General features: G+C 65.0%; 28 protein-coding genes and 1 pseudogene. 8 read left to right on the top strand and 21 right to left on the bottom strand.

Annotated features, from left to right (window positions below; translation table 11 throughout):
• Positions 1-9: 9 nt before the first annotated feature.
• The 5 genes from sseA to ACK4FJ_RS14555 form a co-directional block, all read right to left on the bottom strand.
• Entirely contained in the window at positions 10-867 is an 858-nt protein-coding gene (gene sseA / locus ACK4FJ_RS14535) for a 3-mercaptopyruvate sulfurtransferase (RefSeq protein WP_409767438.1), read from the bottom strand.
• A 28-nt stretch (positions 868-895) separates the two neighbouring features.
• Entirely contained in the window at positions 896-1,618 is a 723-nt protein-coding gene (locus tag ACK4FJ_RS14540; RefSeq protein WP_409767439.1) for an alanyl-tRNA editing protein, read from the bottom strand.
• Between the two features lie 2 nt (positions 1,619-1,620).
• Complete coding sequence (locus ACK4FJ_RS14545; RefSeq protein WP_409767440.1) at positions 1,621-2,622, bottom strand: cysteine synthase A; 1,002 nt, start codon at positions 2,620-2,622, stop codon at positions 1,621-1,623.
• A 62-nt stretch (positions 2,623-2,684) separates the two neighbouring features.
• Positions 2,685-3,332 carry an NUDIX domain-containing protein gene (locus ACK4FJ_RS14550; protein WP_409767441.1) on the bottom strand — a complete coding sequence of 216 codons (648 nt, stop codon included), beginning with the start codon at positions 3,330-3,332 and terminating at the stop codon, positions 2,685-2,687.
• The gene (locus ACK4FJ_RS14555) at positions 3,317-3,847 is read right to left on the bottom strand and encodes a gamma-glutamylcyclotransferase family protein (RefSeq protein WP_409767442.1); all 531 of its coding nucleotides are present in this window, start codon (positions 3,845-3,847) and stop codon (positions 3,317-3,319) included. Before ACK4FJ_RS14555 ends, ACK4FJ_RS14550 begins: the two co-directional genes overlap by 16 nt.
• Positions 3,848-3,851: 4 nt before the next feature.
• Here ACK4FJ_RS14555 and ACK4FJ_RS14560 point away from each other — a divergent pair, with 4 nt between their 5' ends.
• The 4 genes from ACK4FJ_RS14560 to ACK4FJ_RS14575 are packed head-to-tail and all read left to right on the top strand — an operon-like array spanning position 3,852 to position 6,359.
• Positions 3,852-4,547, top strand: a complete 696-nt coding sequence (locus tag ACK4FJ_RS14560) for a ChrR family anti-sigma-E factor (protein ID WP_409767443.1) — start codon at positions 3,852-3,854, stop codon at positions 4,545-4,547.
• Entirely contained in the window at positions 4,526-5,158 is a 633-nt protein-coding gene (locus ACK4FJ_RS14565; protein WP_409767444.1) for a DUF6134 family protein, read from the top strand. The genes ACK4FJ_RS14560 and ACK4FJ_RS14565 overlap by 22 nt, the downstream gene beginning before the upstream one ends.
• Positions 5,155-5,916, top strand: a complete 762-nt coding sequence (locus ACK4FJ_RS14570; RefSeq protein WP_409767445.1) for an SDR family NAD(P)-dependent oxidoreductase — start codon at positions 5,155-5,157, stop codon at positions 5,914-5,916. The genes ACK4FJ_RS14565 and ACK4FJ_RS14570 overlap by 4 nt, the downstream gene beginning before the upstream one ends.
• Positions 5,913-6,359: a nuclear transport factor 2 family protein gene (locus ACK4FJ_RS14575; protein WP_409767446.1), complete on the top strand. Its 447-nt coding sequence runs from the start codon at positions 5,913-5,915 to the stop codon at positions 6,357-6,359. Before ACK4FJ_RS14570 ends, ACK4FJ_RS14575 begins: the two co-directional genes overlap by 4 nt.
• Here the strand turns inward: ACK4FJ_RS14575 and ACK4FJ_RS14580 are convergent, their stop codons facing one another.
• From ACK4FJ_RS14580 to ACK4FJ_RS14610, 7 genes are all read right to left on the bottom strand, one after another.
• Positions 6,360-7,715 carry a class I SAM-dependent methyltransferase gene (locus tag ACK4FJ_RS14580; protein WP_409767447.1) on the bottom strand — a complete coding sequence of 452 codons (1,356 nt, stop codon included), beginning with the start codon at positions 7,713-7,715 and terminating at the stop codon, positions 6,360-6,362.
• A 20-nt stretch (positions 7,716-7,735) separates the two neighbouring features.
• Positions 7,736-8,521: a DUF1365 domain-containing protein gene (locus ACK4FJ_RS14585; RefSeq protein WP_409767448.1), complete on the bottom strand. Its 786-nt coding sequence runs from the start codon at positions 8,519-8,521 to the stop codon at positions 7,736-7,738.
• Positions 8,518-9,849 carry an NAD(P)/FAD-dependent oxidoreductase gene (locus ACK4FJ_RS14590; protein ID WP_409767449.1) on the bottom strand — a complete coding sequence of 444 codons (1,332 nt, stop codon included), beginning with the start codon at positions 9,847-9,849 and terminating at the stop codon, positions 8,518-8,520. Before ACK4FJ_RS14590 ends, ACK4FJ_RS14585 begins: the two co-directional genes overlap by 4 nt.
• Positions 9,846-11,330, bottom strand: coding sequence for a cryptochrome/photolyase family protein (locus ACK4FJ_RS14595; RefSeq protein ID WP_409767450.1), 1,485 nt, complete (start codon positions 11,328-11,330; stop codon positions 9,846-9,848). The genes ACK4FJ_RS14590 and ACK4FJ_RS14595 overlap by 4 nt, the downstream gene beginning before the upstream one ends.
• 113 nt (positions 11,331-11,443) lie before the next feature.
• Complete coding sequence (locus ACK4FJ_RS14600; RefSeq protein WP_409767451.1) at positions 11,444-12,307, bottom strand: LuxR C-terminal-related transcriptional regulator; 864 nt, start codon at positions 12,305-12,307, stop codon at positions 11,444-11,446.
• 165 nt (positions 12,308-12,472) lie between these two features.
• Complete coding sequence (locus ACK4FJ_RS14605) at positions 12,473-13,099, bottom strand: LysE family translocator (protein ID WP_409767452.1); 627 nt, start codon at positions 13,097-13,099, stop codon at positions 12,473-12,475.
• 63 nt (positions 13,100-13,162) lie between these two features.
• Entirely contained in the window at positions 13,163-13,606 is a 444-nt protein-coding gene (locus ACK4FJ_RS14610; protein ID WP_409767453.1) for a helix-turn-helix domain-containing protein, read from the bottom strand.
• Positions 13,607-13,711: 105 nt separating this feature from the next.
• Here ACK4FJ_RS14610 and ACK4FJ_RS14615 point away from each other — a divergent pair, with 105 nt between their 5' ends.
• The 3 genes from ACK4FJ_RS14615 to ACK4FJ_RS14625 all read left to right on the top strand — a co-directional run bounded on the left by ACK4FJ_RS14615 (position 13,712) and on the right by ACK4FJ_RS14625 (position 14,848).
• Complete coding sequence (locus ACK4FJ_RS14615) at positions 13,712-14,197, top strand: DUF2938 domain-containing protein (protein WP_409767454.1); 486 nt, start codon at positions 13,712-13,714, stop codon at positions 14,195-14,197.
• A gap of 32 nt (positions 14,198-14,229) precedes the next feature.
• Positions 14,230-14,454: a DUF2798 domain-containing protein gene (locus tag ACK4FJ_RS14620; RefSeq protein ID WP_409767455.1), complete on the top strand. Its 225-nt coding sequence runs from the start codon at positions 14,230-14,232 to the stop codon at positions 14,452-14,454.
• Between the two features lie 163 nt (positions 14,455-14,617).
• Positions 14,618-14,848: a type IV toxin-antitoxin system AbiEi family antitoxin domain-containing protein gene (locus ACK4FJ_RS14625; protein ID WP_409767456.1), complete on the top strand. Its 231-nt coding sequence runs from the start codon at positions 14,618-14,620 to the stop codon at positions 14,846-14,848.
• A 155-nt stretch (positions 14,849-15,003) separates the two neighbouring features.
• Here the strand turns inward: ACK4FJ_RS14625 and ACK4FJ_RS14630 are convergent, their stop codons facing one another.
• From ACK4FJ_RS14630 to ACK4FJ_RS14670, 9 genes are all read right to left on the bottom strand, one after another.
• Positions 15,004-16,254 (bottom strand): MFS transporter, encoded by a 1,251-nt coding sequence (locus tag ACK4FJ_RS14630; RefSeq protein ID WP_409767457.1) that lies wholly within the window; start codon positions 16,252-16,254, stop codon positions 15,004-15,006.
• Positions 16,251-17,060 carry an endonuclease/exonuclease/phosphatase family protein gene (locus ACK4FJ_RS14635; protein ID WP_409767458.1) on the bottom strand — a complete coding sequence of 270 codons (810 nt, stop codon included), beginning with the start codon at positions 17,058-17,060 and terminating at the stop codon, positions 16,251-16,253. The genes ACK4FJ_RS14630 and ACK4FJ_RS14635 overlap by 4 nt, the downstream gene beginning before the upstream one ends.
• Positions 17,061-17,072: 12 nt before the next feature.
• On the bottom strand, positions 17,073-17,615 hold the full coding sequence (locus ACK4FJ_RS14640) for a Chromate resistance protein ChrB (protein WP_409767459.1): 543 nt from the start codon (positions 17,613-17,615) through the stop codon (positions 17,073-17,075).
• Between the two features lie 91 nt (positions 17,616-17,706).
• The gene (locus tag ACK4FJ_RS14645; RefSeq protein WP_409767460.1) at positions 17,707-18,498 is read right to left on the bottom strand and encodes a TSUP family transporter; all 792 of its coding nucleotides are present in this window, start codon (positions 18,496-18,498) and stop codon (positions 17,707-17,709) included.
• A complete protein-coding gene (gene modC / locus ACK4FJ_RS14650) occupies positions 18,495-19,604 on the bottom strand; it encodes a molybdenum ABC transporter ATP-binding protein (RefSeq protein ID WP_409767461.1) in 1,110 nt (369 codons plus the stop codon). The genes ACK4FJ_RS14645 and modC overlap by 4 nt, the downstream gene beginning before the upstream one ends.
• On the bottom strand, positions 19,604-20,272 hold the full coding sequence (gene modB, locus ACK4FJ_RS14655) for a molybdate ABC transporter permease subunit (protein WP_409767462.1): 669 nt from the start codon (positions 20,270-20,272) through the stop codon (positions 19,604-19,606). The genes modC and modB overlap by 1 nt, the downstream gene beginning before the upstream one ends.
• A gap of 4 nt (positions 20,273-20,276) precedes the next feature.
• Complete coding sequence (gene modA, locus ACK4FJ_RS14660; RefSeq protein WP_409767463.1) at positions 20,277-21,110, bottom strand: molybdate ABC transporter substrate-binding protein; 834 nt, start codon at positions 21,108-21,110, stop codon at positions 20,277-20,279.
• Between the two features lie 77 nt (positions 21,111-21,187).
• Entirely contained in the window at positions 21,188-21,559 is a 372-nt protein-coding gene (locus tag ACK4FJ_RS14665; RefSeq protein WP_409767464.1) for a winged helix-turn-helix domain-containing protein, read from the bottom strand.
• A gap of 59 nt (positions 21,560-21,618) precedes the next feature.
• The gene (locus ACK4FJ_RS14670; protein ID WP_409767465.1) at positions 21,619-22,590 is read right to left on the bottom strand and encodes an arsenic resistance protein; all 972 of its coding nucleotides are present in this window, start codon (positions 22,588-22,590) and stop codon (positions 21,619-21,621) included.
• 466 nt (positions 22,591-23,056) lie between these two features.
• Here ACK4FJ_RS14670 and ACK4FJ_RS14675 point away from each other — a divergent pair.
• Positions 23,057-23,476 (top strand): annotated as a pseudogene (locus ACK4FJ_RS14675) (LysR family transcriptional regulator); the annotation flags it as partial.
• Positions 23,477-23,498 lie beyond the last annotated feature (22 nt).

A 23,498-nucleotide genomic window follows, 5' to 3' on the forward strand; every position in this document is an offset into this window, starting at 1 on the left:
ACGTCTCGCTCAGGCCACTTCGGCCGGCAGGTCGGCGCGGCCGCCCCATTCGGTCCACGAGCCGTCATAGACCGCCACCTGGCGGTGGCCCAGCAGATGCAGCGCCAGCGTCAGCGAACAGGCCGAGACGCCCGAGCCGCAGGTGGTGATCACCGGCTTCGACATGTCGATGCCGGCATCCTGCAGCAGGGCCTTCAGCTCGGGACCGTTGCGGAACAGGCCGGTGGCCGGATCGGTGAGGCTGGCAGCCGGCAGGCATTTCGAGCCCGGGATATGGCCGCCGCGCAGGCCGGGGCGCGGTTCGGGTTCGGTGCCGTCGAAGCGGCCCTTGCTGCGGGCATCCAGCACCTGCTCGCGATGGCTGGCCAGGTTGGCACGCACCTGGTCCACGTCGCGCACCAGCAGGTCGTTGCGGCGCGCGGTGAAATGCCGTTCGCGCGGCAGCGGCGGCAGGTCTTCCACCGGGCGGCCCTCGGCCTTCCATTTCTTGAAGCCGCCATTCAGCACGGCAACGTCGGTATGGCCGAAGACGCGGAACATCCACCAGGCGCGCGGGGCGGAGAGGTGGTTGTCGGACCCGTCATATACCACGATGCGGTTGCCGTCGCCGATGCCCAGCCGGCGCATGCGCGAGGCGAATTTCTCCGGGCTGGGCAGCATGTGCGGCAGCTTGCTGTCGGTGTCGGAGATATCGTCGATGTCGAAATAGACCGCGCCGGGGATGTGGCTCTCGTTGTATTCCGCCTTGCCGTTGCGGTTCATGAAGGGCAGGTACCACGAGGCATCGACGATGCGCAGGTCCGGCGCCTTCAGGTGTTCGGCCAGCCATTCGGTGGAAACCAGCGCATCCGCATTCACATAAGCCATGTAACGCTCCCTGGACTCTCTTTCGGTCTCAGCCCGCGAACTCGATATTCACGCGGCGGTTCTGTTTGCCCTTGTTCTCGATCTTGCGCACGCTGACCGGCCCGATCTCGCCGGTCTGCCGCACATGCGTGCCGCCGCAGGCTTGCAGGTCCAGCGGCCTGTCCATGCCGGCCACCTCGATCAGGCGCACGCGGCCATGGCCCATCGGCGGTTTCACCGCCATGGTCTTCACCAGTTCGGGATTGCCCAGCAGTTCCTCGTCGGTGATCCAGCGCGCCGTCACGGCATGGTCCTCGCGGATCAGCTCGTTCAGCTTCGTGGTCAGCGTGTCCTTGTCGGGGATGCTGTCGGCCATGTCGAAATCCAGCCGGCCCTTGCCATCGCCCACCGAACCGCCGGTGACGGGGAAGGGCACCAGGGCCGAGAGCAGATGCAGGCAGGTATGCATACGCATCAGGCGATGGCGCCGCGCCCAGTCCAGTTCCAGCTTGCCGGTGCTGCCGACCTTCAGCGCGGCCGATCCCGAACCGGTCCTGTGGATGATGCCGTCAGGCCCGTCGCCCTTCACCGTGTCGGTGATCTCGACGATCTCGCCGGTCGACAGCACGAAGCGGCCGACATCGCCCGGCTGGCCGCCGCCCAGAGGATAGAACACCGTCTGGTTGGTCTGGAAGCCGCGCTCGTCGATCGCGGTTACCACCGCGTCGCAATGGGTGAGGTAGGCGTCGTCGCGGAACAGAAAGGTCGTCATGTTCAGGCCATCCACGGCGGAACCGGCAGGTTCTTGCCCCGCAGGAATTCCGGATTGAACATCTTGCTCTGATAGCGCGCGCCGCCATCGCACAGGATGGTCACGATGGTATGGCCCGGGCCCATCTTTTTCGCTAGGCGGATCGCGGCGGCGATGTTGATGCCGGACGAGCCGCCTAGCACCAGGCCTTCATGCTGGATCAGGTCGAACACCACCGGCAGGGCTTCCTCGTCAGGGATCTGGAAGGCGTCGTCGGGCGTGATGCCTTCCAGGTTCGCCGTGATGCGGCCCTGGCCGATACCCTCGGTGATCGAGCTGCCTTCGGCCTTCAGTTCGCCGGTCTTGTAATAGCTGTACAGCGCCGCGCCCATCGGATCGGCCAGCGCCACCTGTACCTTCGGATTGCGTTCCTTCAGCGCCATCAGTACGCCGGCGAAGGTGCCGCCCGAACCAACAGCGCAGGTGAATCCGTCCACCTTGCCCTCGGTCTGCGTCCAGATTTCCGGCCCCGTGGTGCGGTAATGCGCCTCGCGGTTGGCGACATTGTCGAACTGGTTGGCCCAGATCGCGCCGTTGGGTTCGCTCTTGGCCAGGTCCTCGGCCAGGCGGCCGGAATATTTCACGTAATTGTTCGGGTCCTTGTAGGGCACGGCCGGCACCAGGCGCAGGTCGGCACCGCACAGGTGCAGGAAATCCTTCTTTTCCTGGCTCTGGGTTTCCGGCATCACGATCACGGTCTTGAACCCCATCGCGTTGCCCACCAGCGCCAGGCCGATGCCGGTATTGCCGGCGGTGCCTTCCACGATGGTGCCGCCGGGGCGCAGCGCGCCGCGCTTGATGGCATCCTGCACGATGAACAGCGCGGCACGATCCTTCACCGAACCGCCTGGATTCATGAACTCGGCCTTGCCGTAGATTTCGCAGCCGGTGAGTTCGGAGGCGCGACGCAGGCGGATCAGTGGGGTGCGGCCGATGCTGTCGATGAAATCTTTCCGGATGTCCATTTTACTCTCGGTATCTGGGTATCGGGCTAATTCCCCCGCCACAATCCTATACCGAGGGGGGATCAGGGTCGCAACCCGCGCGGGTCCGTCCAGTTCTGCTGCAGCCGCTCACGATACAGGGCCAGCCACAGCATGCCGATTGCCATCGGGGTATTGGAGATTTCCCCGGCCTCCCACTGGGAAAAGGCGTCGCGGAACGGCAGCGTGAAAACCCGGATATCCTCATGTTCATGGTCCAGCCCATGGATGCCGCCGGCCTTGCCGGCATCCACCCGGGCGCAGAACATGTGGAACCGTTCGCTGCAAAATCCAGGCGTGGAATAGACGCTGGTGATCGGCAGCAGAGGGGCGGTGGTTTCCAGCCCGCTTTCCTCCTGCAATTCGCGGCGCGCGACCTCTTCCACGCTTTCGCCGTCCTCGACCAGCCCGGCCACCACCTCCACCGACCATGCCCGGTCGCCGTTGAACAGCAGCGAGGCGCGGAACTGTTCGATCAGCACCACTTCGTCACGCGTCGGGTCGTAGGGCAGCACGCAGACGGCATCGCGCCGCGATACCACCTCTCGGCTCATCTGGCCGCTCATGCCGCCACCGAACAGGCCGTGGCGCAGATGCAGTTCATCCACCTTCAGGTGGCCGCGAAAGACCGGATCGATGCGGGCAATCTCGATTGGAAAGGGCTGGTTGCTGGTGTCTAGCGGTTTGCGCATGGCGTGGAACCCTGGCGATGAAGAGAAAGCAGGAAGGCGGTCTTGTGGCGGCGTCGCCATGTCTCCAGCCGCCAGTCGCCAAAACCGGCCGGCAGCATGCCGGGAGCGGGCATGAACACCCGGGCCATCCGGCAGCCCTCGGCACCCCGGGGGCGTACCGGCAGGCGGCGGGTGACATATTCCGGCCCCTCATAGGCGGCCAGCCGGTCGGCATCCCCACGCTCGCGCGGCGTGAACAGCAGGCCCTGCACCCGGCCGGCGGGGGCAGGGATCAGCAGCGGATAGCTGCGGCCCCGGGCCATCTTGCGGCGAAAGCCGGCCAGGCTGGCCGGCCTGATCTGGCGTGGGCCGGGCCGGTAACCGAGGATCAGGCGGTGGACATCCGGATCGCACAAAGTACCGTAAAAGAAATAGTCCATGGCCTGCCGGGTTGACGCGTCTGAGGTATGATCCAAATTCGGGCCGGATACGTACATTATGTAGTAGTCCAGTGACGGGGACTTGGCAAAGATCATGGTTGTGAACGATTTAACCGCCATTCCTGCGGCGACTCAGGCGCCGACCCACCATATTCCGGCCGAGTTGCTGCTTGATTACGCTGCGGGCTCGCTGGCCGAGCCATGGTCGCTGGTGGTGGCCTGCCATTTGTCGCTCTGCCCCCATTGCCGGGCCGAACTGGCTGCCATCGAGCGGGTCGCCGGCGCGATGCTGGACGATGTTCCGCCCCAATCCCTCAAATCCTCCGGCTTCGCCGCCATCGAGGCCCGCCTGGGCGACCAGGAACCGGCCCCGGCCCGCAAGGCCGCATCCGGCCGGCGGGGTGGCGGCATTCCGGCGCCCCTGCGCGAATACCTGAAGGACGGTATCGACCGTATCGACTGGCGCTGGAGCGGCGCCGGCCTGCATTCCTGGGCGCTGCCGGTGCCCAAGGCACGGGGCGGGATGGTCAGCCTGCTCAAGATCGCCCCCGGCGCGGCGATGCCGCTGCATACCCATCGCGGCGAGGAAATGACCCTGGTGCTGAGCGGCGGCTTCACCGACGAGGGCGGCGCCTTCACCCGGGGCGATGTCGAGATCGCCGACGGCAACACCGAACACCGTCCGGTGGCCATGAATGACGGCCCCTGCATCTGTCTGGCCGTCACCGATGCGCCGCTGAACTTCCGTGGCTCCTTTGGCTGGGTGCTGAACCAATGGGCAAGGCTCTCGTCATAGCGGCTCTGGCCGCGTTGCTGGGCATCGGCACCGCACAGGCAGCCGAGGTCGAGTCACGTGATTTCGAGGTCTTTCGCAACGGCGAGCGGATCGGTCATCATCGCGTTGAGATCGCCCGCGAGGGCGAGCGCAGTGTGGTGAATGTCGACATCAACCTGCGTGTCACCTTTGGCCCGTTGACGCTGTATCGTTACGTCCACCAGTCCCGCGAAGAATGGCAGGGCGATCGTCTGGTCAGCCTGGTGTCCAGCACCGATAACGACGGGACCGAGGAAAGGTTGCGCGCCATGGCCGATGGCGACGGCCTGAAGGTGAACGGCACCCGTTTCACCGGCATGCTGCCCGCCGATACCATGCCGACCAGTTACTGGCGGGGCGATTTCGTCCGCCGCGACACCATCATGGACAGCCAGAACGGCCGCGTGCTCGACCTGCAGGTGCGGCCGGAATCCTTTGAAATGGCCAGTGCCGCGCGCGACGAAATCCCGGCGCGCCGGTTTCACCTCACCGGCGATATCGATCTCACGCTCTGGTATGACCGCGACGGGCGCTGGGTGAAATCGGCCTTCAAGGCCACGGATGGCTCGCAGGTCGAGTATCGCCTGCGATGACCGCCCCCGGCATCGTCTGGATCACCGGGGCGGGATCGGGCATAGGCCGGGCATTGGCGATCCGTTATCTGCGTGCCGGCGCCATCGTGGCCGGCACATCGCGGCGCACCGACACTCTGGACAGCATTCCGGGCGAGGCGCGCGGCGCCGGCGGAAAATTCCACGCCATGCCGGCCGACATGACCGATCCGACTGCCGTGCGGGATGCGGTGGCGCGGATCGAGGGTGGGATCGGGCCGATCCGGCTGGCGGTATTCAACGCCGGCACGCATATCCCTTCACCGGGCATGGCGTTTAAGGCCGATACGGTGCGCGTGCTGCTTGACAATAACGTGATGACGGTCGCCAACGGGCTGGAAGCCGTGCTGCCAGCCATGCTGGCGCGGCGCAGCGGCCAGGTGGCGATCAATGCCTCGCTGGCCGGATATGGCGGTCTGCCGCTGGCTTCGGCCTATGGTGCCAGCAAGGCGGCCTTGATCAACATGGCCGAATCGCTCAGGCTCGATCTGGAATCCAGCGGCGTGGCGGTGCGCCTGATTTCGCCGGGTTTCATCAAGACCCCGCTCACCGACCGCAACACTTTTCCGATGCCATTCCTGATGCCGGTGGAAGATGCCGCCGAGCGGCTGTGGCGTGGCCTGGATTTCGAGCGCGGCTTCGAGATAGCCTTTCCCTGGCAGTTCGCAATGATTTTGAAAATCCTGCGGCTGCTGCCCTATGCGGCCTATTTTCCCCTGGTGCGGAGATTCACCCGATGACGGCCGATCCCGTTGCTGCCGGCCTGCAGCGGTATGCCGATTTCTTCGCCGGCCTTACGTCGCAAAGCCTGGACGGGCTGGATGCGCTGGTGACCGAGGATGTGCATTTCCGCGATCCGTTCAACGACGTGCATGGCCGTTCCATCATGAAGGTGCTGTTCGCCGACATGTTCCGCGACTGCAGTTATGTGAAGTTCCGCATCGACGGCGCGGTGCGCGAGGGTGATCAGGCTTTCCTGAAATGGACTTTCTTCTACACGCCGCGTCGCTTCGGCGGGCCTGAGCCATGGCAGGCCATCGGCGTCAGCGAGTTGCATTTCACGCCGGACGGACGGGTGAAGGCCCATCTCGATCACTGGGATGCCGGCAGCCAGTTCTATGCGCGGCTGCCCATCGTTGGTGCGCTGGTGCGCTGGGTGCGCAACCGGCTGAGGCATTCCTGACTAGAGCGGTTTCTCGAACCCGTATTGCAGCACGTCGATCGTGCCGGCGTTGAAGCCACCCTCGCAATAGGCCAGGTAATAACGCCACATGCGGCGGAAACGTTCGTCGAACGGCAGGCCGTTGCCTTGCGTGCCGCGGATCTGCGGCCAGGCGGCTTCGAAGCGGCGATGCCAGTCATTCAGCGTGCGGGCATAGTCGCGGCCGAATCTGAAGGTGTCGACAATGTCGAGGCCCGCGCCGGCCGCCTGTCGCGAGACAGTCTCGGGCGATAGCAGCATGCCGCCGGGAAAGATGTACGCCTGGATGAAATCCATCGTGCCACGGTAATCCTCGAAATACCGGTCGGCGATCACGATGGACTGGATGCCGGCGCGGCCGCCCGGCCGCAGCCGGTCACGCAGCTGGCTGAAATACAGCGGCCAGTATTTTTCTCCCACCGCCTCGATCATCTCGATTGAGGCCACCGCATCATACTGATCGGCAAGGTCGCGGTAATCGCGCAGCTCGATCCGCACGCGCTCGTTCAGCCCCTCCTGCTGCACGCGGCGGCAGGCATAGTCATGCTGTTCGCGACTGATCGTCACGGCATGTACGCGGGCGCCGTATTCCTTTGCCGCCAGGCAGGCAAAGCCGCCCCAGCCGCAGCCGATCTCCAGCACGTGCTGGTCGGGCCGCAGGCGCAGCACGTCGCCGGCCAGACGGCGGTATTTATTCAGTTGCGCGTCTTCCAGACTTTCGTCGCCGCTTTGCCACAGGGCAGAGGAGTAGGTCATCGAGGGATCGAGCCACAGGCGGTAGAACGCGTTGCCCAGGTCGTAGTGATAGGCGATGTTGCGCCGGCTGCCACGTTTCGAATTGGCGGCCAGCGCAAAGCCCAGGCGGCGCAGGGCGCGCAGCCAGGGCTTGCCCATCAGGGTGGAATCGAGATCGCCGTTCAGGCAGGCCCATTCGGTCAGCGCGGCGAGGTCGTCGCAGTCGAAGTCTTCGTCGATATAGGCCTGACCCACAGCGAGGTTGCCGCCCAGCAGCAGGCGGCGGGCGAAACGGTGGTGGCGGATATGCAGGGTGGCGGCCGGGCCGGGTTCGCGGCCCTGCGCCATCAGGGCGCGGCCATCGGGCAGGGTGATCGTGATGCTGCCATGGCTGACCCGTGCGGCCAGCGACAGCATCAGCCGTGTCCAGCGCGGCACGCGCGGCAGCCGCAGGGCATCCTGCGCCGACCGCAGCAGCATGACCTGGCCGGCCGGGCGCGGTTCGCTGCGGTGGAGATGGGCGATGGCGTCGACGGCGACATCGAGGGCCGCTTCCGCTGCGCGGTCCAGGCTGGTCTGCCGTTCGGCGTAGGCTTCGCTCATTCAGTGGGCTCCCTGGTTTTTCAGTCTTTGCTTTTGCCGGCCGACACCGCGTTCGGCGGCGGCGTGGTCCAGCGGAAGAAGGCAGCGCCCTTGCGCCAGAGCTGCAGCGCCTCCCAGTGGATGCCGGCCATGACTTTTACGGTCATCAGCGGATGACGGATGAAGGCCTTCAACAGACTGTGATCGCTGACATCCTCGCGACGGCCGCTCTGGGTGGCGATCATCTGCAGCGCGCCGCTCTGGCCGATCTGGCGGATCATGATGCCGATCTTCTCGCCGGGCGGCAGGATGCGGAACTGGTATTCCCCCTCCAGCGGCAGGAAGGGCGAGACATGGAAGCGTTTGGCCACGCTCTGGTCCACGGTCTTGCCGCGGTTCCTTCCGGCCGGTACGTCGATCAGGTAGGCATGCTGGTCGCCGAAGGTGTTCTTCACCTCATACAGCGTGGCGCGCAGTTGGCCTTCAGCGTCGTAGCAGAAGAACACGCTGAGCGGATTGAACACATATCCCAGCAGACGCGGGAAGCAGAAGATGCGAATGCTGGCTGCGGCTTCCTGCAGGCCGTGTTCGGCCAGCGCCGCCTCCACCCAGGGCCGCAGCGGCGTACCGTCGCGCGGGCCGTGGTCGCGGTCATGGAAGCCGATCAGGGCGAAACGGTTATAGCCGAACAGCCGCAGGTCGCGATTCAGTTCGGCCAGCCGGTCGATATCCAGCAGCAATGAGAAGACGCGGTATTCGAACTTGTGTCGGAACGGCAGCAGCCGCTCGTGCATCACGCGGCACCAGTAGATAGCCGCGCGGGTCACGCCACCTGCTCCAGCGTATCGGTCGTCACTTCGAAAGGCAGGTCGGCGCCGATCTGCCTGGCCACGGTCAGTCCCGCCGTGAAGCCGTCCTCGTGGAAGCCGTACCGGCACCAGGCGCCGCAGAACCACAGCCGATCCTTGCCCTGGATCTCATGCAGCCGCGCCTGTGCCGCGATGGCGGCCTGGTCGAACAGCGGATGCTCGTAATCGAATTCGGCGAAGACCCTGCCGCGGGGCGGCGGCTGCACCGGGTTCATCGTCACGAAGAGCGGGCGGCTGTCGTCGAGCGACTGCAGGCGGTTCATCCAGTAGGTAAGGCCGACGCGGCGGTTCAGGTCTCGGCGCGGTTCGGAGAGGTAGTTCCAGCTGGCCCAGACCGAGCGCCGCACCGGCATCTGCGCCTCGTCGCGATGCAGCACCGCGCGGTTGGACTGGAAGCGGAAGCGGCCGAGGATGTCGCGCTCGGCCGTCGAGGCGTGATGGCCCAGAATGCGCAGGGCCTGGTCGCCATGGCAGGCCAGGATCACCTGGTCGAAGGTCTCGGCATTGGCATGGCCGGCGACCATGATGCCGTCGGCCTGGCGCATTACCGCCTGCACTGGCCGGTTCAGATGCAGCGTGATGCCGGACTCGGCCAGCAGGCGGCGCACATATTCCCGGCTGCCGCCCTGCACGGTGTACCATTGCGGCCGGTCGTTGATGCTGAGCAGGCCGTGATTCTTGAAGAAGCGTGCGAAGGTCTGCGCCGGAAAGGCCTGCATCTCGACCAGCGGCGCCGACCAGATCGCCGCGCCCATCGGCAGCAGGTAATCCAGCATGAAGCCGTCGCCGTATTTCCCGGCGGCGAGATACTCGCCCAAAGTCAGGTCTGCCATGCGGCCGGAGTCGAGATCGGCCACGGCGGCGCGGTTGAAGCGCAGGATGTCGCGCCACATGCGATGGAAACTGGGCCTGAGCAGGTTGCGCTTCTGCGCGAACAACGTGGCGATGCTGCTGCCGCTCCATTCCAGCCGGCCGGGCCGCCGGCTGTCGCCGACGCTGACGGCGAACGACATGTCGCTCTTGATCGCCGGCACCTTCAGATGCGCGAACAGCCGCGTCAGGTTCGGGTAGTTCCAGTCGTTGAAGACGATGAAGCCGGTATCCACCGCGACCGGCGTGCCGTCATAGTCGATTTCGACAGTGTTGCTGTGGCCGCCGGGATAGGCATTCGCCTCGAAGACGGTGACGTCATGCCGGCGCGACAGGGCCCAGGCCGCGCCCAGTCCGGCGATGCCCGCGCCGATCACGGCGATACGCTGTCGCCGGATGGTTTCGTGCCTGCTCATGCAGCCCCCGCTGTCTGACGATCATCATTGCGCAACTGGGCGAAGGCCGCCAGTGCCGCTTTTCTCGCAGTGTCGTGATCGACCAGCGGTTGCGGATAATCCTGCTCCAGCCGCAGCCCGGCCTCACGCAGCACCGATGCCGGCGCCAGCCAGGGTTTGTGGATGTATTTGTCGGGCAGGCGCGCCAGTTCGGGCAGCCAGCGGCGCACATACGCACCCTGCGGATCGAATTTCTCGCCCTGCAGGATCGGGTTGAAGATGCGGAAATACGGCGCGGCATCGGCGCCCGAGCCGGCCACCCATTGCCAGCTGGCGGCGTTGTTGGCCAGGTCGGCATCCACCAGCGTGTCCCAGAACCAGGCCTCGCCATGGCGCCAATGCTGGCGCAGATGCTTGACCAGGAAGGAGGCGGCGATCATGCGCACGCGGTTATGCATCCAGCCGGTCAACCACAGCTCGCGCATGCCGGCATCGACGATGGGGTAGCCGGTCTGGCCCCGCTGCCAGCGGCGCAGCAGGGTCGCATCGTCCTGCCAGGGGAAGGCATCGAAATCGGTGCGGAAATTGCGTTCGGGCAGGTCGGGGAAATGGAACAGCAGGTGGTAAGAGAATTCGCGCCAGCCGATCTCGCTTAAAAACTTGTCGGCATGGCGCGCCGCCGCGCCGCTTTGCCCGGCCGCCATCTGCACCGCCTGCCAAATCTGGCGCGGCCCGATCTCGCCGAAATGCAGATGCGGCGACAGCCGCGAGGTCAGCGCATGATCGGGCCGGTCGCGGCCATCGCTGTAACCATGCAGGGCCTGCGCGATGAAATCATGCAGCCGCTTCGCCGCACCGGCTTCGCCCGGCTGCCATGTTGCGCGCAGGCCGCCGGCCCAGTCGGGCTTGTGCGGCAGCAAGCGCCAGTCTTCCAGCCGCTCGCCCGGCGCCAGCCCGGCAAAGCCATACAGTTTCTGCGGCGCACGGATCGGCGCGGCGGGCGGGGGCAGGGTGCGGCAGGCGCGCCAGAAGGGCGAATAGACCTTGAACCAGCCGCCGCTCTGCGTCTTCACCTGCCAGGGTTCGAACAGCAGCGCCGCATTGCAGGTCTCGACCGCGATGCCATCGGCCGTCAGCATGGTTTTAAGCGCGGTATCGCGCGCCACCGCCGCCGGTTCGTAGCAGCGGTTCCATACCACGGCCGATGCGCCGGTCTCGCGCACCAGCGCCGGCAGTATCTCGCGCGCATCGCCGCGCCGCAGGAGCAGGCTCACGCCATACAGCCGCTTCAGCTCGGCGGACAGCGCGCTGAGCGAGTGATGCAGCCACCACAGGCTGGCGCCGCCCATCTGCCATGCCGGCGGTGCCGTATCGAGCAGATACAGCGCGATCACCGGCCGGCCGGTCGCTGCGGCGGCAGCCAGCGCGGGATTGTCGTTCAGGCGCAGGTCCTGCCTGAACCACAGGATAACGGGGGAAGAAGAGGAGGCTGAATCCGCCATGCCGAGGCCGTATCGATGTTCTTCTTTTGATACGCAGGGCATGGCCGGCCGGATCAATCCGGCGCGGCATTTTTTCCGGTGTCAGATGGAACCGGTGTCAGATGGAAAAAGGCTCAGCGGCCGGTATCGGCGTCGCGTTCCAGCAGGCGCAGGGCCAACGAGGCGGCCTGGGTGCGGTTGAATACCTGCAGCTTGGCGAAGATCTGCCGCAGATGCGCCTTCACGGTCACTTCCTGCACGCCGAGGCGGATGGCGATGGCCTTGTTGGAATCGCCCTGGCTGACCCATTTCAGAACTTCGCGTTCGCGGTCGGTCAGCGCGGCCAGGCGCGGATCGGCCGGTTCGCTGGGGCGCGGCAGCACGCCATCCTCGCCGATATCGGCTTCCTGCCGCAGCAGGCGCAGCAGCTCGCGGTCGTCGGCGCCGTTGCGGGCGCGGTCGGTCAGGCTGGCGAATTTCGCCGCCGCGATGTAGCTCGGCAGGAATTCCTCATACAGCCGCAGCGCCTTCACCACGGTGAGGATCATGCTCTGCTGCGTGATCTCGGTCTTTTCCTTGTAGTCGTTGATGCCGTGGTTCGACACCACGGTCAGCGGCGGCGCCTGGCCCGGCTGGCCGGTGCGGATCACGATCTGGGTCGACTTGTTGGCCAGGTCGTTGCGGATGTAGTCCACCAGTGCCAGCCCGGCATGCTCGGTTTCCATCACCACGTCCAGCAGCACCAGCGCGGTGTCGGGATGCTCGCGCATCACGTCGCGCGCCTCGGTGGCGGAATAGGCGCTCAGGAAACTCAGGCCGCGCTTGCGGTAGTTGAAATTGCGCAGCAGCAGCTTGGTCAGGGAATGGACATCGGGCTCGTCGTCGACGATCAGCACCTTCCACGACCGCCGGTCAGGCGTCGAACCGTCGGTCGGTCCGCCCGGTGGCCCGCCTGATGGCCGGCTTTCAGCGATGTAGTTCAGCGAGCTGTCCGCCACTGACTTTGTCTCCCGTGTCGCGCGCATAATAACCCAATGTTCGCCAAACCGGAACGTGTATGCGCTATCACTTTTGGGGAATGTGACGGATTTAATGAAGCCCGACCGGCGCCATTTGCGACCGATTCTGAGCGTAAGGCGTTGTTTTTAATGAAAAATGGGCCGTTATTGTAGGCGGGTGGTCAGCAGCTTCACCCCGGCATAGCCGAAGGCCAGCGCAAAGGCCCCCTCGAACCAGCGGCGCAGACGCATGTAGCCGCGCGCCACCGGCGGGCTGGAAAACAGCAGGGCATAACCATGGAAGACCAGCGCGCTCTGGATCGCCGCGGCGGCGATGATCAGCAGCAGCGTGGACGGCGCGGCATGGGCCGGCACGCCCACGGCATAGAGCGAGCCGAAAAACAGGATCGCCTTCGGGTTGGTCAGGTGCAGGCCAAGGCCGGCGGCATAGGCGCGTTTCCAGGTCGGGTTCGCCAAGCCCCTCGGTTCCATTTCGCCGAGTGTCAGCGCCGAGCGGGCCGACTTGATGGCCAGGAAGATCAGGTATCCCGCGCCGCAATAGCGCAGCAGTTCGAACACCCAGGCATTGGCCAGCATCACCGCGCCGAGGCCGAAGGCCGCCGCCGTCGACCACATCAGCGATCCACTGCTGATCCCGCTGGCCACGGCAAGGCCATATTTGCGCCCGGCCTTCATCGAGGTGCCGGCGATGGTGACGGTGGCCGGGCCGGGGCTGGATGTCGCCATCAGCGCGGCCAGCAGGATGAGGGGCAGGTTGATGTCGTCGGTCATGGGCCAAGTCTGGCCGCGCGGCCCGCATAAAGGCAAGTCCGCAGATGTATCGCTACAATTCGCCTATGAGGCGCGCCGGCGCCGTTTTGTCTTCACGGTCTCGGGCGTGCCAAGCTTGCCGGCGCCGGCCACCCGCACCAGCCGGCGGAAGCTGGGGCATTCCATGTGGCTGGGCGCCTTGCACACGGCGGCATGGCGCAGGCCGTCGCGCATCGCGGCCAGGTGCCGGATGGTGTTGTCCAGCTCGTCGGCCTTGGCATTCAATGCCTCGCGCCGGATGCGAACCTTGCCATTGGGGCCGAATATCGCGGCGATTTCCTCCAGGCTGAATCCGGCAATGCGGCCCAGCGCGATCAGCGCCAGCCGCTCCAGCACATTGGGCTCGAACAGGCGGCGCAGGCCGCGCCGGCCGACCGAAACGATCAGGCCCTTTTCCTCATAGAAGCGCAGGGCGGAGGCGGGAAGCCCTGAGCGCTGGGCCACCTCGGCGATATCGAGCAATGGCATGCCGAAGAGATTCCGTCTTGACCTCAAGTGAACTTGAACTTGTAGGGTAGTCTTATTCCCGGCCGAAGCAAGCCCGGTTTTTTTGAGACACAAGAGGTGAAAGAAATGTCGGAGTTGATATTGCGTATTGTCGCCGTCGGCGTTGGCGCCACGCTGGCGATGGATCTGTGGGGCCTGGTGCTCCGGCGCGTCTATGGCGTGAACGGCCTGGATTACCGTCTGGTGGGCCGCTGGCTCGGCCATATGCCGCGCGGGCAGTTCCGCCATGCCGGCATCGGCAAGGCGGCGCCGGTGGCGGGCGAGGCGGCCATCGGCTGGGCCGCGCATTATGCCATCGGCATCGCCTTTGCCGCCGGCCTCGTCGCCGTGTTCGGCGCCGGCTGGCTGCAGGCGCCCACGATCCTGCCGGCCCTGCTCACCGGGCTGGTCACCGTCGCCATGCCGTTCCTGGTGATGCAGCCGGCCTTCGGCATGGGCATCGCCTCGTCGCGCATGCCCGACCCGACGGCTTCGCGCCTGCGCAGCCTGATCACCCATCTGGTGTTCGGCACCGGACTGTTCATCGCCGCGCGCTTGACGGCGGCACTCTAAACCGCTCTCCCAAACCCGAAAGGAAAACAAAGATGATCTCCCCCCGATTTGCCCCCGTTGTCTTCGGCTTTGTGCTCTCCGCCCTGATGTCGTTCATCGTCTCGGGCATCGCCACGCTGCGCACCGCCGGCTGGGTCGAAAGCTTCATGACGCTGTGGACCGATGCCTGGCTCACCTCATGGCTGGTGGCGTTTCCGGTTGTGCTGGTGGTCGCGCCGGTGGCGCGCCGCATCGTGCAGGGACTGGTGAAGGCGTGAAGAATGCTGGCCGGATGCGCAGACATGCGTGTCCGGCCGCTGCCCGTGCAGCGGTGAATACGTCTCTGACAATGTCTGGAAAGAATGGCTCCCCGGGGTCGGCGAAGATGCGAACTACGAGTTCTCGATTTCCCTACTCCCAACTACGCCAGAACTGCCTAAAATGCGCAAGCGCGACCGGGATCGCGCAGAGGCGCTACGCCTCGCCGGCGGCCCAAAACCCTCGCTGAGGGACCGAGCCGTCGCCCTGGCCAATGAGCGCGGCGTGGTGCGAACACGCGATCTCACGGACATTGGAATTCCCCGTTGCTACCTGAGCCGTATGTGCAACGAGGGACTGCTCATCAAAGTCGGATATGGACTCTATCGAACCGCTGAACGCAAGGCGGCATAATGCAAACTTGGCTCAGCTCCTCTCGTTGGCAATTACGGCAGCGCGCCGAAGCATAACGGAGGCCGGGCGGCAAAATCGGCCCTTCGTGGGGCTTACAGGTGGTTGGCTTCTAGGACGCCGAGTGGGTCTTGAAGTCGGCCACTCAAATCGCCCTCCTATCGAAGGCGCATGAGAGCGAGAGTGCCTGCGGCCATCAAGATGGCCGCAGCAGCGAAGCTGAAGGTGGGTGATACGGCGGTCCACAACACACCGACGGCCGCGCTGGATACGAACTTCGCTGCGCCGTTGACCGTGCCGAGCGCCCCATAGCTCGTCGCGAGCGTATCCTGGCTGACCATCTCGGCGGTCACGGTCGATTCAAGGGCTTCCTGAACGGCGACATAGAGGCCAGCAACGAAGAATATTCCGGCAAGCATCACGACGGTGCCCGCGCCAGTGGCGAAAGCGTACGCGGTCAGCGCCGCAGTGAGTGCGCCCAAGCTATAGCCCGCGATCAGCACGCTGCGCTGGCCGTAGCGATCCGCCAACACGCCGATCGGATAGGAAATCGCGACCTGGACGATATTGCGCCAGACATAGAGCAGGCCCGCGACCTGGGCGGCTTCGATCACGCCCATCGAAGGCGTCAGCATCTGCGTCGCGGCCAGAATGAGCAGGCTGTGTGAGAAATCGCCCATCCCGAAAATGCCGACCGCGGCAAGGTAGCGCTTGAAGCGCGCCGGCAGGCCCCGCAGCGTCGAGAACAACTTCAGTCCCGGGTTCGGCGATTGCTCGGGATCACGAACGAGCACCAGAAACGCGAGCACCGCGAGGACGCCAGGAATGAGCGTCAGCCAGAACACCAGCCGGAAGGGATCTTCTGGCGCCTCCCATTGGAGATGCTGCGCCCAGCCGAGCAAGGCGACGCCGAGCAGCGGTCCGGCGACCGCGCCGATGGTGTCCATCGCGCGATGGAAGCCGAAGGCCCGTCCGCGCTTATCCGGCGCAATCGACTGGATGACGATGGCGTCGCGCAACGGGCCGCGCAGGCCCTTGCCGAACCAGGACACGATGCGCCCGAGCAGGATGAGCGGCCAGCCGACGGCAAGCGCGATCAGCACCTGGCCGAGCGGGGTCAGGCCATAGCCGACCAGCACCAGCAGCTTGCGATGGCCGAATTTGTCGGCGATGTAGCCGGCGATCATCTTGGTGAAGCTCGCCACGGCGTCGGCAATGCCCTCGATGATGCCGAGCGCCGCCGCCGGCACGCCCAGAACGGCAAGAAAGCCCGGCAGGATGACCGTCGTCGTCTCGTAGCAGAAATCCCCGAGCGCGCTGGTGAGCCCCGCACCGGCCACGGTCCGGTTGAACCAGCCCTTCGGCTGGCCGTTGGGGGTTGTTGCGACGGCCTCCGTATTCGAAGTCATGGCGCCACCTCGAAGGTTGCGACAATGGGATAGTGATCCGAAGCCATATTCGTCGCAGGCGCGCGGACGACCTCGTAGCTGGCAGCGCTTGCCGCCAAGGCCTTTGTTGCCAGCACATAGTCGCAGCGCATCGCCGCGAACTCCGTGCCTACGAACCCGGCCGTCGGCACGGTGGGCGTGATCGCCTTGTCGAGGACATGGCCGACATCGACCCACCCGGCGGCCTCCAGATGGGCGAGCACGCTGCGGTCGGCCGCCTTCAGATCGTCGGCGAGATAACGGGTGCGATGGTGCGCCGGCAGCGTGTCGAACCCCGCCGGCTCGGGATCGTGCGGCGACGCGGAATTGAAGTCGCCGGTGAGAAGCGCGAGGGTATCCGGCGCGGCCTGGACCGCGAGGTGTGCGGCCTCGCGCCGACGGATTGCCGGGCCATTTGGGCAGAGATGGGCGCTAATCAGCGTCAAGGGCCGCTCGTTGCCCCGCAGCTTCACTTTGAGCGTGGCCAGCGTGTGGTGGAAATTGGCGCTGTCCGCTTCGAAGGAGATCGGCTTGAGCGGTTCGCGAATGAAGATCGCGACGTTCTGCCCGGTGCGCGGCGCGACTGCGAGGAAGCCGCGCATGCCGATCCTAGCTTCAAGCGCGTGCAAGAGTGCGCCGCCTGCGGCATCGAACCCTTTTGCCTCCTGCATCAGGAAGACGTCGGGCTTGATGCCGGCGATCAACTTGATCTGCGCCGCGGCCCGGCGATCATCACCGCCGTCGCGGCCGGCAAAAAGCGTGTTGTAGGTCAGGATGGTTAGCGTCACTGAGCGCCCCCTTCATTTGTTCTCGTCATGGGCGTCGAAGACGCGTTGCGCATATGTATCGAGCAGACCTTCGCAGGCTTTCAGCCGCTCAACCGACTCAGCCGCCAGGGGTGCGCCGTAGAAGTCGAGTTTCCGGATCTTCTCGATCCAGCCCTTGAGTTTCTTCAGATCGACGTCGTTCTCTTCCAGCTCGGCATAGGTGAAGTGCTCCGCTGCCGTTTCCTTGGCGATTTCTTTTTCGAAGTCGTCACACTTGTCAATGAACTCGCGGTAGGCCTCGTCCCTGTCGGCCTTGAAGCGACCGACGACCTTTTCTTCCTGGCTACGGTCGAGCGCGACCGTCTCCAGAAGCACCGATTCACCGGCGACTTCGGCGACGTCGTTCTCCAGCATTTTGAGGCGCCGCACATGATCGTCCGTCTTCGGGAGCAAGCAGACGCCGTTCTGCAGATAGACGGCGCCCATGCCTTTCAGCCGCCGCCAGATTGCGACGCGCTTGGAAGCCGGCTCGGGCGGAACTTTGTAGGTGAGGAGGAGCCATGAGTGAGATGCCATGTCTCAAAAATATTGTAACGGCCGTAACAAGTCAATCGATACTAAACAGCGTTGCCGCTGGTGCCTAAGTCGGTCTCGTCCCGTTCTATAGCTAGGCGTGCCGCCAGACTTTGACCGCCGAGACCAGCAGGATCGCCGCCAGCGCCGGCAGCAAGATCGCGGCTGGCACGATGCCGAGCAGCAGGCCGCCTACGAGCGATCCGGCAATCGAACCCAACGCCATGATGAGGATGAAGCGACGGTTGCGGCCGAGCACTGCGAAGCTGCTGTCACGGCTGTAGCGGGTGAAGCCAACGATCATGGTGGGCAAGCTGACCGCTAGCGACAGGCTGCCGGCAAGCTTGATGTCAGCGCCGAACAGGAGCACCAGCGTCGGGATCAGCATCTCGCCACCCGCCACGCCGAGCAGGGAAGCGACCACGCCGATGACGAACCCCGCGGCGACGCCTGCGATGGCCTGCGCGATCCCGCCCATCAGCGGGACGCCGGAGCCATCCGCGTCGTGTCCGAACAGCAGCACGATCGCGATGCCGACAAGCATCAAGGCGATGACGCGATAAAGCACATGGGCCTTCATGCGAACCGCCCAGCCGGCCCCGAGCCAGGCGCCCAGCAGGCTGCCAACGAGAAGATTGACGATGACGGACCAGTGATCGGCAACGACGGCGAACGGCACCGTACCGGCGCGGAACGGCAGGGCTGAGGCCACGACCACCAGGCTCATCGCCTTGTTGAGGATGATTGCCTCCAACGCGGCGAACCGGAATAGCCCGATCAGCACCGGCAGGCGGAATTCCGCGCCGCCGAGGCCGATCAGGCCGCCGAGCGTTCCGATCATGGCACCCCAGCCGAAGGCCATCGCAGGGCGGTCGACCTGCGTCATTGCGCTGCCTCGTTGTGGGTCGGGGCACGGGCGACGTGATCGCGGGCGACCGACATCGACTTGACGATGGCGTGGACGTCATCGCCGGGTTTGAGGCCCAGTTGCTCGACGGCACGGCGCGTGATGCGGGCGAGGATCTCACCATCGCCCACCTGGACGTGGACGATCACGCCCGGCCCTGTGCCGGGAACGATGCCGGCGACTTTCCCCGCGAGGATGTTCTGCGCGGAAAGGCCCTCCGGCCGCTTCCGCGCCAAAATGACCTCATGCGCCATGATGCGCACGCGCACCCGCGTGCCAGGTGCGCTCTCGATGGTGGGCAGGAACAGCGGACCCGTGGCGGCGTCGAGCCGAGTCAGCCCGTCATCCAAATGCTCGACAATGATCGCCGGCAACATAGCGGCGACCTCGCGGATGCCCATGGCACGCAGGGCTTCGGGATCGGCCATCACCTCCGCCGTCGTGCCTTCACGCACCACGCGCCCATTCTCGATCACAACCATCCGGTCGGCCAGCAACTGAGCTTCGTTCATGTCGTGGGTGACGAGCACCACCGGCATTTTGAGATGGGCGCGCAAAGCGATGATCTCATCGTACAGCCGCTCGCGCGTCGCTCGGTCGACGGCCGAGAACGGCTCGTCCAGCAAAAGCGCCTGCGGGCGGCGGGCCAGCGCGCGCGCTACCGCGACGCGCTGCTGTTGGCCGCCCGAAAGCTGGCTTGGCTTGCGATTGGCTAGCCCTGGCATGTTCACGAGGGCGAGAAGCCGCTCGGCCTCGGCCCGCGGGTTCGGCGCTCCCCGGTCCATCGCCGCGGTCACGTTCTGCGCCGCCGTCATATGCGGAAACAGCGCATAGTTCTGGAACACAATGCCGACATGCCGCCTGTGGGGCGGCAGGTTCACGCCGGCAGTCGTGTCGAGCCACACCTCGCCATCCACCGCCACCCGCGCCGTCTCCGGCCGCCAGAGCCCCGCGATGGTGCGCAAAAGCGTCGTCTTGCCCGAGCCGGAATGACCGACCAGCGCGAGCAGCTCACCCGGTTCGGCGCGGAATGAAGCCTCGAGCGGAATGGGGGCTGCCGCCCGTGCCATCACTTCCAGCGCCATCAGGACAGTCTCCGTCCCACGCGCGCCGACAGCATGTAGGTCGCCGCGATGGTGAAGAGTGAAATCGCCACGAGGGTCGCCGACATGATGCCGGCGCCGGCCATGTCGAAGCCCTGCACCCGGTCGTAGATTGAGATGGCGATCGTCTTGGTTTCGCCAGGGATCGAGCCGCCCATCATCAGGATAATGCCGAACTCACCCAGCGTATGGGCGAAGGTCAGAACCATGGCCGTCATCACGCCAGGCCAGGCCAGCGGTAACTCGACCCGCCAGACGCCGCGCAACGGCGACATGCCGCAGCAGGCGGCCGCTTCGCGCACCTCCACCGGAACCGCCTCAAATCCCCGTTGTGCCGGCTGAATAGCGAAGGACAGATTGAAGATCACCGAGGCTACCAGCAGTCCCTCGAACGTGAAGACCAGTTGGTGGCCGAAGGCCGCCTGCCAGAAGGCGCCGATGGGCGAGTTCCGCCCGAAAGCCAGCAGGAGGTAGAAGCCGAAGACCGTCGGCGGCAGCACCAGCGGCAGCATCACCACGGCCTCGACCAGCCCCTTGCCTCGGAACTGGCGGTAGGCCAGCCAACGGCCGGCCACAATGGAGACCGGCAAGAGGATCGCCACCGTCCAACCGGCGAGCCTCAGGGACAGGGAGAGGGCGGTCCAATCCAAAGGGTCAGCCCTCAGCCGGCAGCACGAAGCCGAATTTCTTCATGATCTCGCGGGCTTTCGGCGTCTTCATATAGGCGTAGAACTCCTCGGCGACGGGACCGGCGTTCTTCAGCAGCGCCATGCGCTGCAATAGCGGTTCGTGCCAGTCATGGGGGATCAGCGCGAATTGACCCTGCGAGCGCACTTCCGGCGCCAGCGCCAGCGAATAGGCGATGATCCCGCCCTGCGCATTGCCCGAGAGCGCGAACTGGGCCGCTTGGCTGACGTTCTCGCCGAGAACTAGATGCGGCTGCACCTTATCCCACAGGCCGCGATGCTTGAGCGCCTCTTCGGCGCGCAGACCGTAGGGCGCGTGCTCGGGGTTGGCGATGGCGAAGCGGGTGATCCGGCCCGCTGCCAGTTGGGCTGCGAGATCGTCCATCGCCTCATCGGCCTTCAGCATCGAGCCGTGCGGCACCATCAGCACGATGCGGCCCTCGGCATAGAGATCGCCCGCGTCCCGGGTGAAGCCTTCCTTGTAAAGATCGGCGATGAATTTCTGATCGGCGGCCATGAAGACTTGAAAGGGTGCGCCCTGGCGGATCTGGGTGGCGAAGTTGCCCGTGGAGCCAAACGAGAGCTTCACCTCCTTGCCGGTGTCCGCCTTGAAGGCCGAGGCGAGTTCGGTCACGGCGAATTTCAGGTCGGCCGCGGCGGCGATGACGGGCACGTCCGCCTGCTGGGCATCCGCGCCGGTCATCTGAATTGCGAGGGCCGCGATCGCGGCTCCAGCCCCGAGGCCAAGCGTGAGAAGAGCACGTCGTGTCCAGGCATGAGCCATCGCCGAATGGGTCATCATGAGCGTCTCCGTTCCGATGTAGTCATTTGACTATATCGGGCGCGACCCAGCCTGCCAAGGCTGTACGCCTTGAACACTCAGCCTTCGGGGGACTCGTCGACGATAAGGTCGGAAAAGGCGTCGAGATCGCGCGCCGCCGCTTCGGACGCCTGATTCTCGATCGACCGGTAAAGTTCCAGCACCTTCTCGCCTATCGCCGTCAGATGCGCGCCGCCACGCGAGCTGCCGCCCTTGCTGGCCACCACTAGCGGTTCGCGGAAGCACCGGTTCATGGTGTCGATCAGGTACCACGCCTTCTTGTAACTCATGCCCATCGAGCGCCCTGCGGCCGAGATCGATCCGGTCTCGGCGATGGCTGCCAGAAGATCGGCTTTGCCAGGGCCGATGGCGATCGACCGGCCCAGGACGAGCCGGAAACGCAGACGTGGTTGAAGTGATTCACTTGCCATGGTGCCTGATCTTAGCCCGCCCGTGCCGACGGACGAAGCCGTCTCAGTCGTTGTCTGTCTCAGGAGGCCGAGGTGGACAGAGGAAGCAGCTTGCGCGGCACGAGCCACAGAAAGCCGACCATTCCGAACAGCTCCACGAGCGACTGAAACACGATGACAATTACCGCCAGCTCCCAGGCCGCGGGTAGGGCGAGCGCGAAAGGCAGCACGACGAAGGAATTGCGCGTCGCCACACTGAAGACCAGCGTGCGCGCCTGCGGCACCGGCAGTGAGAATAGACGCGCCACGAAGATACCGATCGCCGCGGCGCCGACGAGAAACAGCAGGAAGGCGAGGAGCACCTGCCCGAGAACCGGCAGCGAACCGGCAACCGCCTCCACCTGTGATCCGGCAATCAGGAAGACTACCAGGGCCAGCAGCGGAACGGGGAACCAAGCGAGCCGCTCGACGACGGCGCTCCGCGCTCCGTTCCGTTCCGACCAGACCTCGGTCAGGAAGGCCAGGGCAAGCGGCAGCAGGATCAGCACGACGAATACCGCCGCGATGCGATCGGCTGAAAGAATCTCGGCAAAGCTCTCCCCCATGAAAATCCAGAGATAGAGCGGCAGCAGCGCGATCTGTAGCAGCAGATTGACTGGCGTCACCGCGATCGCTCGCCGCGTGTCGCCCCGCGCCAAGTGTGTGAAGGTAATGAACCAGTCGGTACAGGGCACGAGAAGGACGAGCAGCACACCGAGTCTCACCGCCGGCTGATCGGGCACGACTAGCAGCAGCGCCCAGACAAGCAACGGGACGAGGATGAAGTTGGAAAGCAGGATTGCCGCCATGAATCGGCCATCGCGGAAGGCCTCGGGCAGATGATTCAGCGGGACCTGCGTGAACGTAACGTAGAGAAGCGCGGCCAGGCTCGGCCACAACAGCACTTCCAGGACACCGCCCAAATCCGGTGCTGCCATTCCAAAAATCAGGCCAATCGTGATTGCCACGAGATAGATCCATGCCTGAAGTCTTTCGATCGTCTCGCGCGTCATATCGATGGCCGGTCTCCTTTTGCGTTCACGCTTGTAACATGACTAGACGCATGTCCGACTGATCTTGGCGGATGCGGATGCGGCCCGAAAGCTTGAGGTACGGGAGGTCCGCCAGATTGTGTCGCCAAGCCCGCCGAACAGCTTGGGGGCGCTGGACACCAAGTTCCGTGAAGCGGTCAAGCACGTCGGCCGACAAATATGTCCATTTCGTATGGAATCTTTGCAAACGCGTCTCAATAGCAATTTTATGTAGGGCTGATTACAGTCCTACCAGCAGTTCTGCCGATCCGAGTCGGTTGCGCTCCCGGACAGTCAAAATTCCGGCGCGCAATTCCCATATTGGTTGAGGCGGTTGCCGCTCGGCCGGGCACATAAATTTCGGGAGTGCCATGACAGGAGGTTGCCGGAATCACTGGAGGAGTTCCGATCGCTGGAAGCGCATATCGAACTGAGACACCTGCGCTATGTGGTCGCAGCTGCACACTATGGCAGTTTTCGGCGGGCGGCTGAGGCGCTTGGGGGCAAGCAATCGACCCTGAGCCGCTGCATTTCGCAATTGGAAGAGCGTCTGGGCGTCGTGTTGTTCGAACGAACCAGCGGTGGCGTTCGGCCGACTACGGCTGGCGTCGAGATATTGCGGACATCCCGGCATCTCGTCGAAACGGTCGATCATATGGCCGCGACCGCCAAGGACATAGGCAGAGGCGAGGCCGGCCGCCTCACGGTCGGGTTCTACACCTCGCTGTCGGCCGGGAACCTGCGGGCCAGCCTGATCGAGTATGCATCGCGGTTCCCCAAGGTCGAAATCCAGACATATGAAGGCGCACGCGCATGCCTGTTCGCCGGCGTCGACGCTGGCCGGCTTGATGTCGCCATCGTGACGGGCGATCCGATCTCTCGCGGGGGGG

Source organism: Ferrovibrio sp., assembly GCF_046297595.1.
Taxonomy (GTDB): Bacteria; Pseudomonadota; Alphaproteobacteria; order Ferrovibrionales; family Ferrovibrionaceae; genus Ferrovibrio.

Excerpts from the sequence above, each read along its gene's own strand:
- sseA (WP_409767438.1), bottom strand. The coding sequence starts at position 867 with ATGGCTTATGTGAATGCGGATGCGCTGGTTTCCACCGAATGGCTGGCC.
- ACK4FJ_RS14540 (WP_409767439.1), bottom strand. The coding sequence starts at position 1,618 with ATGACGACCTTTCTGTTCCGCGACGACGCCTACCTCACCCATTGCGAC.
- ACK4FJ_RS14545 (WP_409767440.1), bottom strand. The coding sequence starts at position 2,622 with ATGGACATCCGGAAAGATTTCATCGACAGCATCGGCCGCACCCCACTG.
- ACK4FJ_RS14550 (WP_409767441.1), bottom strand. The coding sequence starts at position 3,332 with ATGCGCAAACCGCTAGACACCAGCAACCAGCCCTTTCCAATCGAGATT.
- ACK4FJ_RS14555 (WP_409767442.1), bottom strand. The coding sequence starts at position 3,847 with ATGATCTTTGCCAAGTCCCCGTCACTGGACTACTACATAATGTACGTA.
- ACK4FJ_RS14565 (WP_409767444.1), top strand. The coding sequence starts at position 4,526 with ATGGGCAAGGCTCTCGTCATAGCGGCTCTGGCCGCGTTGCTGGGCATC.
- ACK4FJ_RS14570 (WP_409767445.1), top strand. The coding sequence starts at position 5,155 with ATGACCGCCCCCGGCATCGTCTGGATCACCGGGGCGGGATCGGGCATA.
- ACK4FJ_RS14575 (WP_409767446.1), top strand. The coding sequence starts at position 5,913 with ATGACGGCCGATCCCGTTGCTGCCGGCCTGCAGCGGTATGCCGATTTC.
- ACK4FJ_RS14580 (WP_409767447.1), bottom strand. The coding sequence starts at position 7,715 with ATGAGCGAAGCCTACGCCGAACGGCAGACCAGCCTGGACCGCGCAGCG.
- ACK4FJ_RS14590 (WP_409767449.1), bottom strand. The coding sequence starts at position 9,849 with ATGAGCAGGCACGAAACCATCCGGCGACAGCGTATCGCCGTGATCGGC.
- ACK4FJ_RS14595 (WP_409767450.1), bottom strand. The coding sequence starts at position 11,330 with ATGGCGGATTCAGCCTCCTCTTCTTCCCCCGTTATCCTGTGGTTCAGG.
- ACK4FJ_RS14605 (WP_409767452.1), bottom strand. The coding sequence starts at position 13,099 with ATGACCGACGACATCAACCTGCCCCTCATCCTGCTGGCCGCGCTGATG.
- ACK4FJ_RS14610 (WP_409767453.1), bottom strand. The coding sequence starts at position 13,606 with ATGCCATTGCTCGATATCGCCGAGGTGGCCCAGCGCTCAGGGCTTCCC.
- ACK4FJ_RS14615 (WP_409767454.1), top strand. The coding sequence starts at position 13,712 with ATGTCGGAGTTGATATTGCGTATTGTCGCCGTCGGCGTTGGCGCCACG.
- ACK4FJ_RS14620 (WP_409767455.1), top strand. The coding sequence starts at position 14,230 with ATGATCTCCCCCCGATTTGCCCCCGTTGTCTTCGGCTTTGTGCTCTCC.
- ACK4FJ_RS14625 (WP_409767456.1), top strand. The coding sequence starts at position 14,618 with ATGCGCAAGCGCGACCGGGATCGCGCAGAGGCGCTACGCCTCGCCGGC.
- ACK4FJ_RS14630 (WP_409767457.1), bottom strand. The coding sequence starts at position 16,254 with ATGACTTCGAATACGGAGGCCGTCGCAACAACCCCCAACGGCCAGCCG.
- ACK4FJ_RS14640 (WP_409767459.1), bottom strand. The coding sequence starts at position 17,615 with ATGGCATCTCACTCATGGCTCCTCCTCACCTACAAAGTTCCGCCCGAG.
- ACK4FJ_RS14645 (WP_409767460.1), bottom strand. The coding sequence starts at position 18,498 with ATGACGCAGGTCGACCGCCCTGCGATGGCCTTCGGCTGGGGTGCCATG.
- modC (WP_409767461.1), bottom strand. The coding sequence starts at position 19,604 with ATGGCGCTGGAAGTGATGGCACGGGCGGCAGCCCCCATTCCGCTCGAG.
- modA (WP_409767463.1), bottom strand. The coding sequence starts at position 21,110 with ATGATGACCCATTCGGCGATGGCTCATGCCTGGACACGACGTGCTCTT.
- ACK4FJ_RS14665 (WP_409767464.1), bottom strand. The coding sequence starts at position 21,559 with ATGGCAAGTGAATCACTTCAACCACGTCTGCGTTTCCGGCTCGTCCTG.
- ACK4FJ_RS14670 (WP_409767465.1), bottom strand. The coding sequence starts at position 22,590 with ATGACGCGCGAGACGATCGAAAGACTTCAGGCATGGATCTATCTCGTG.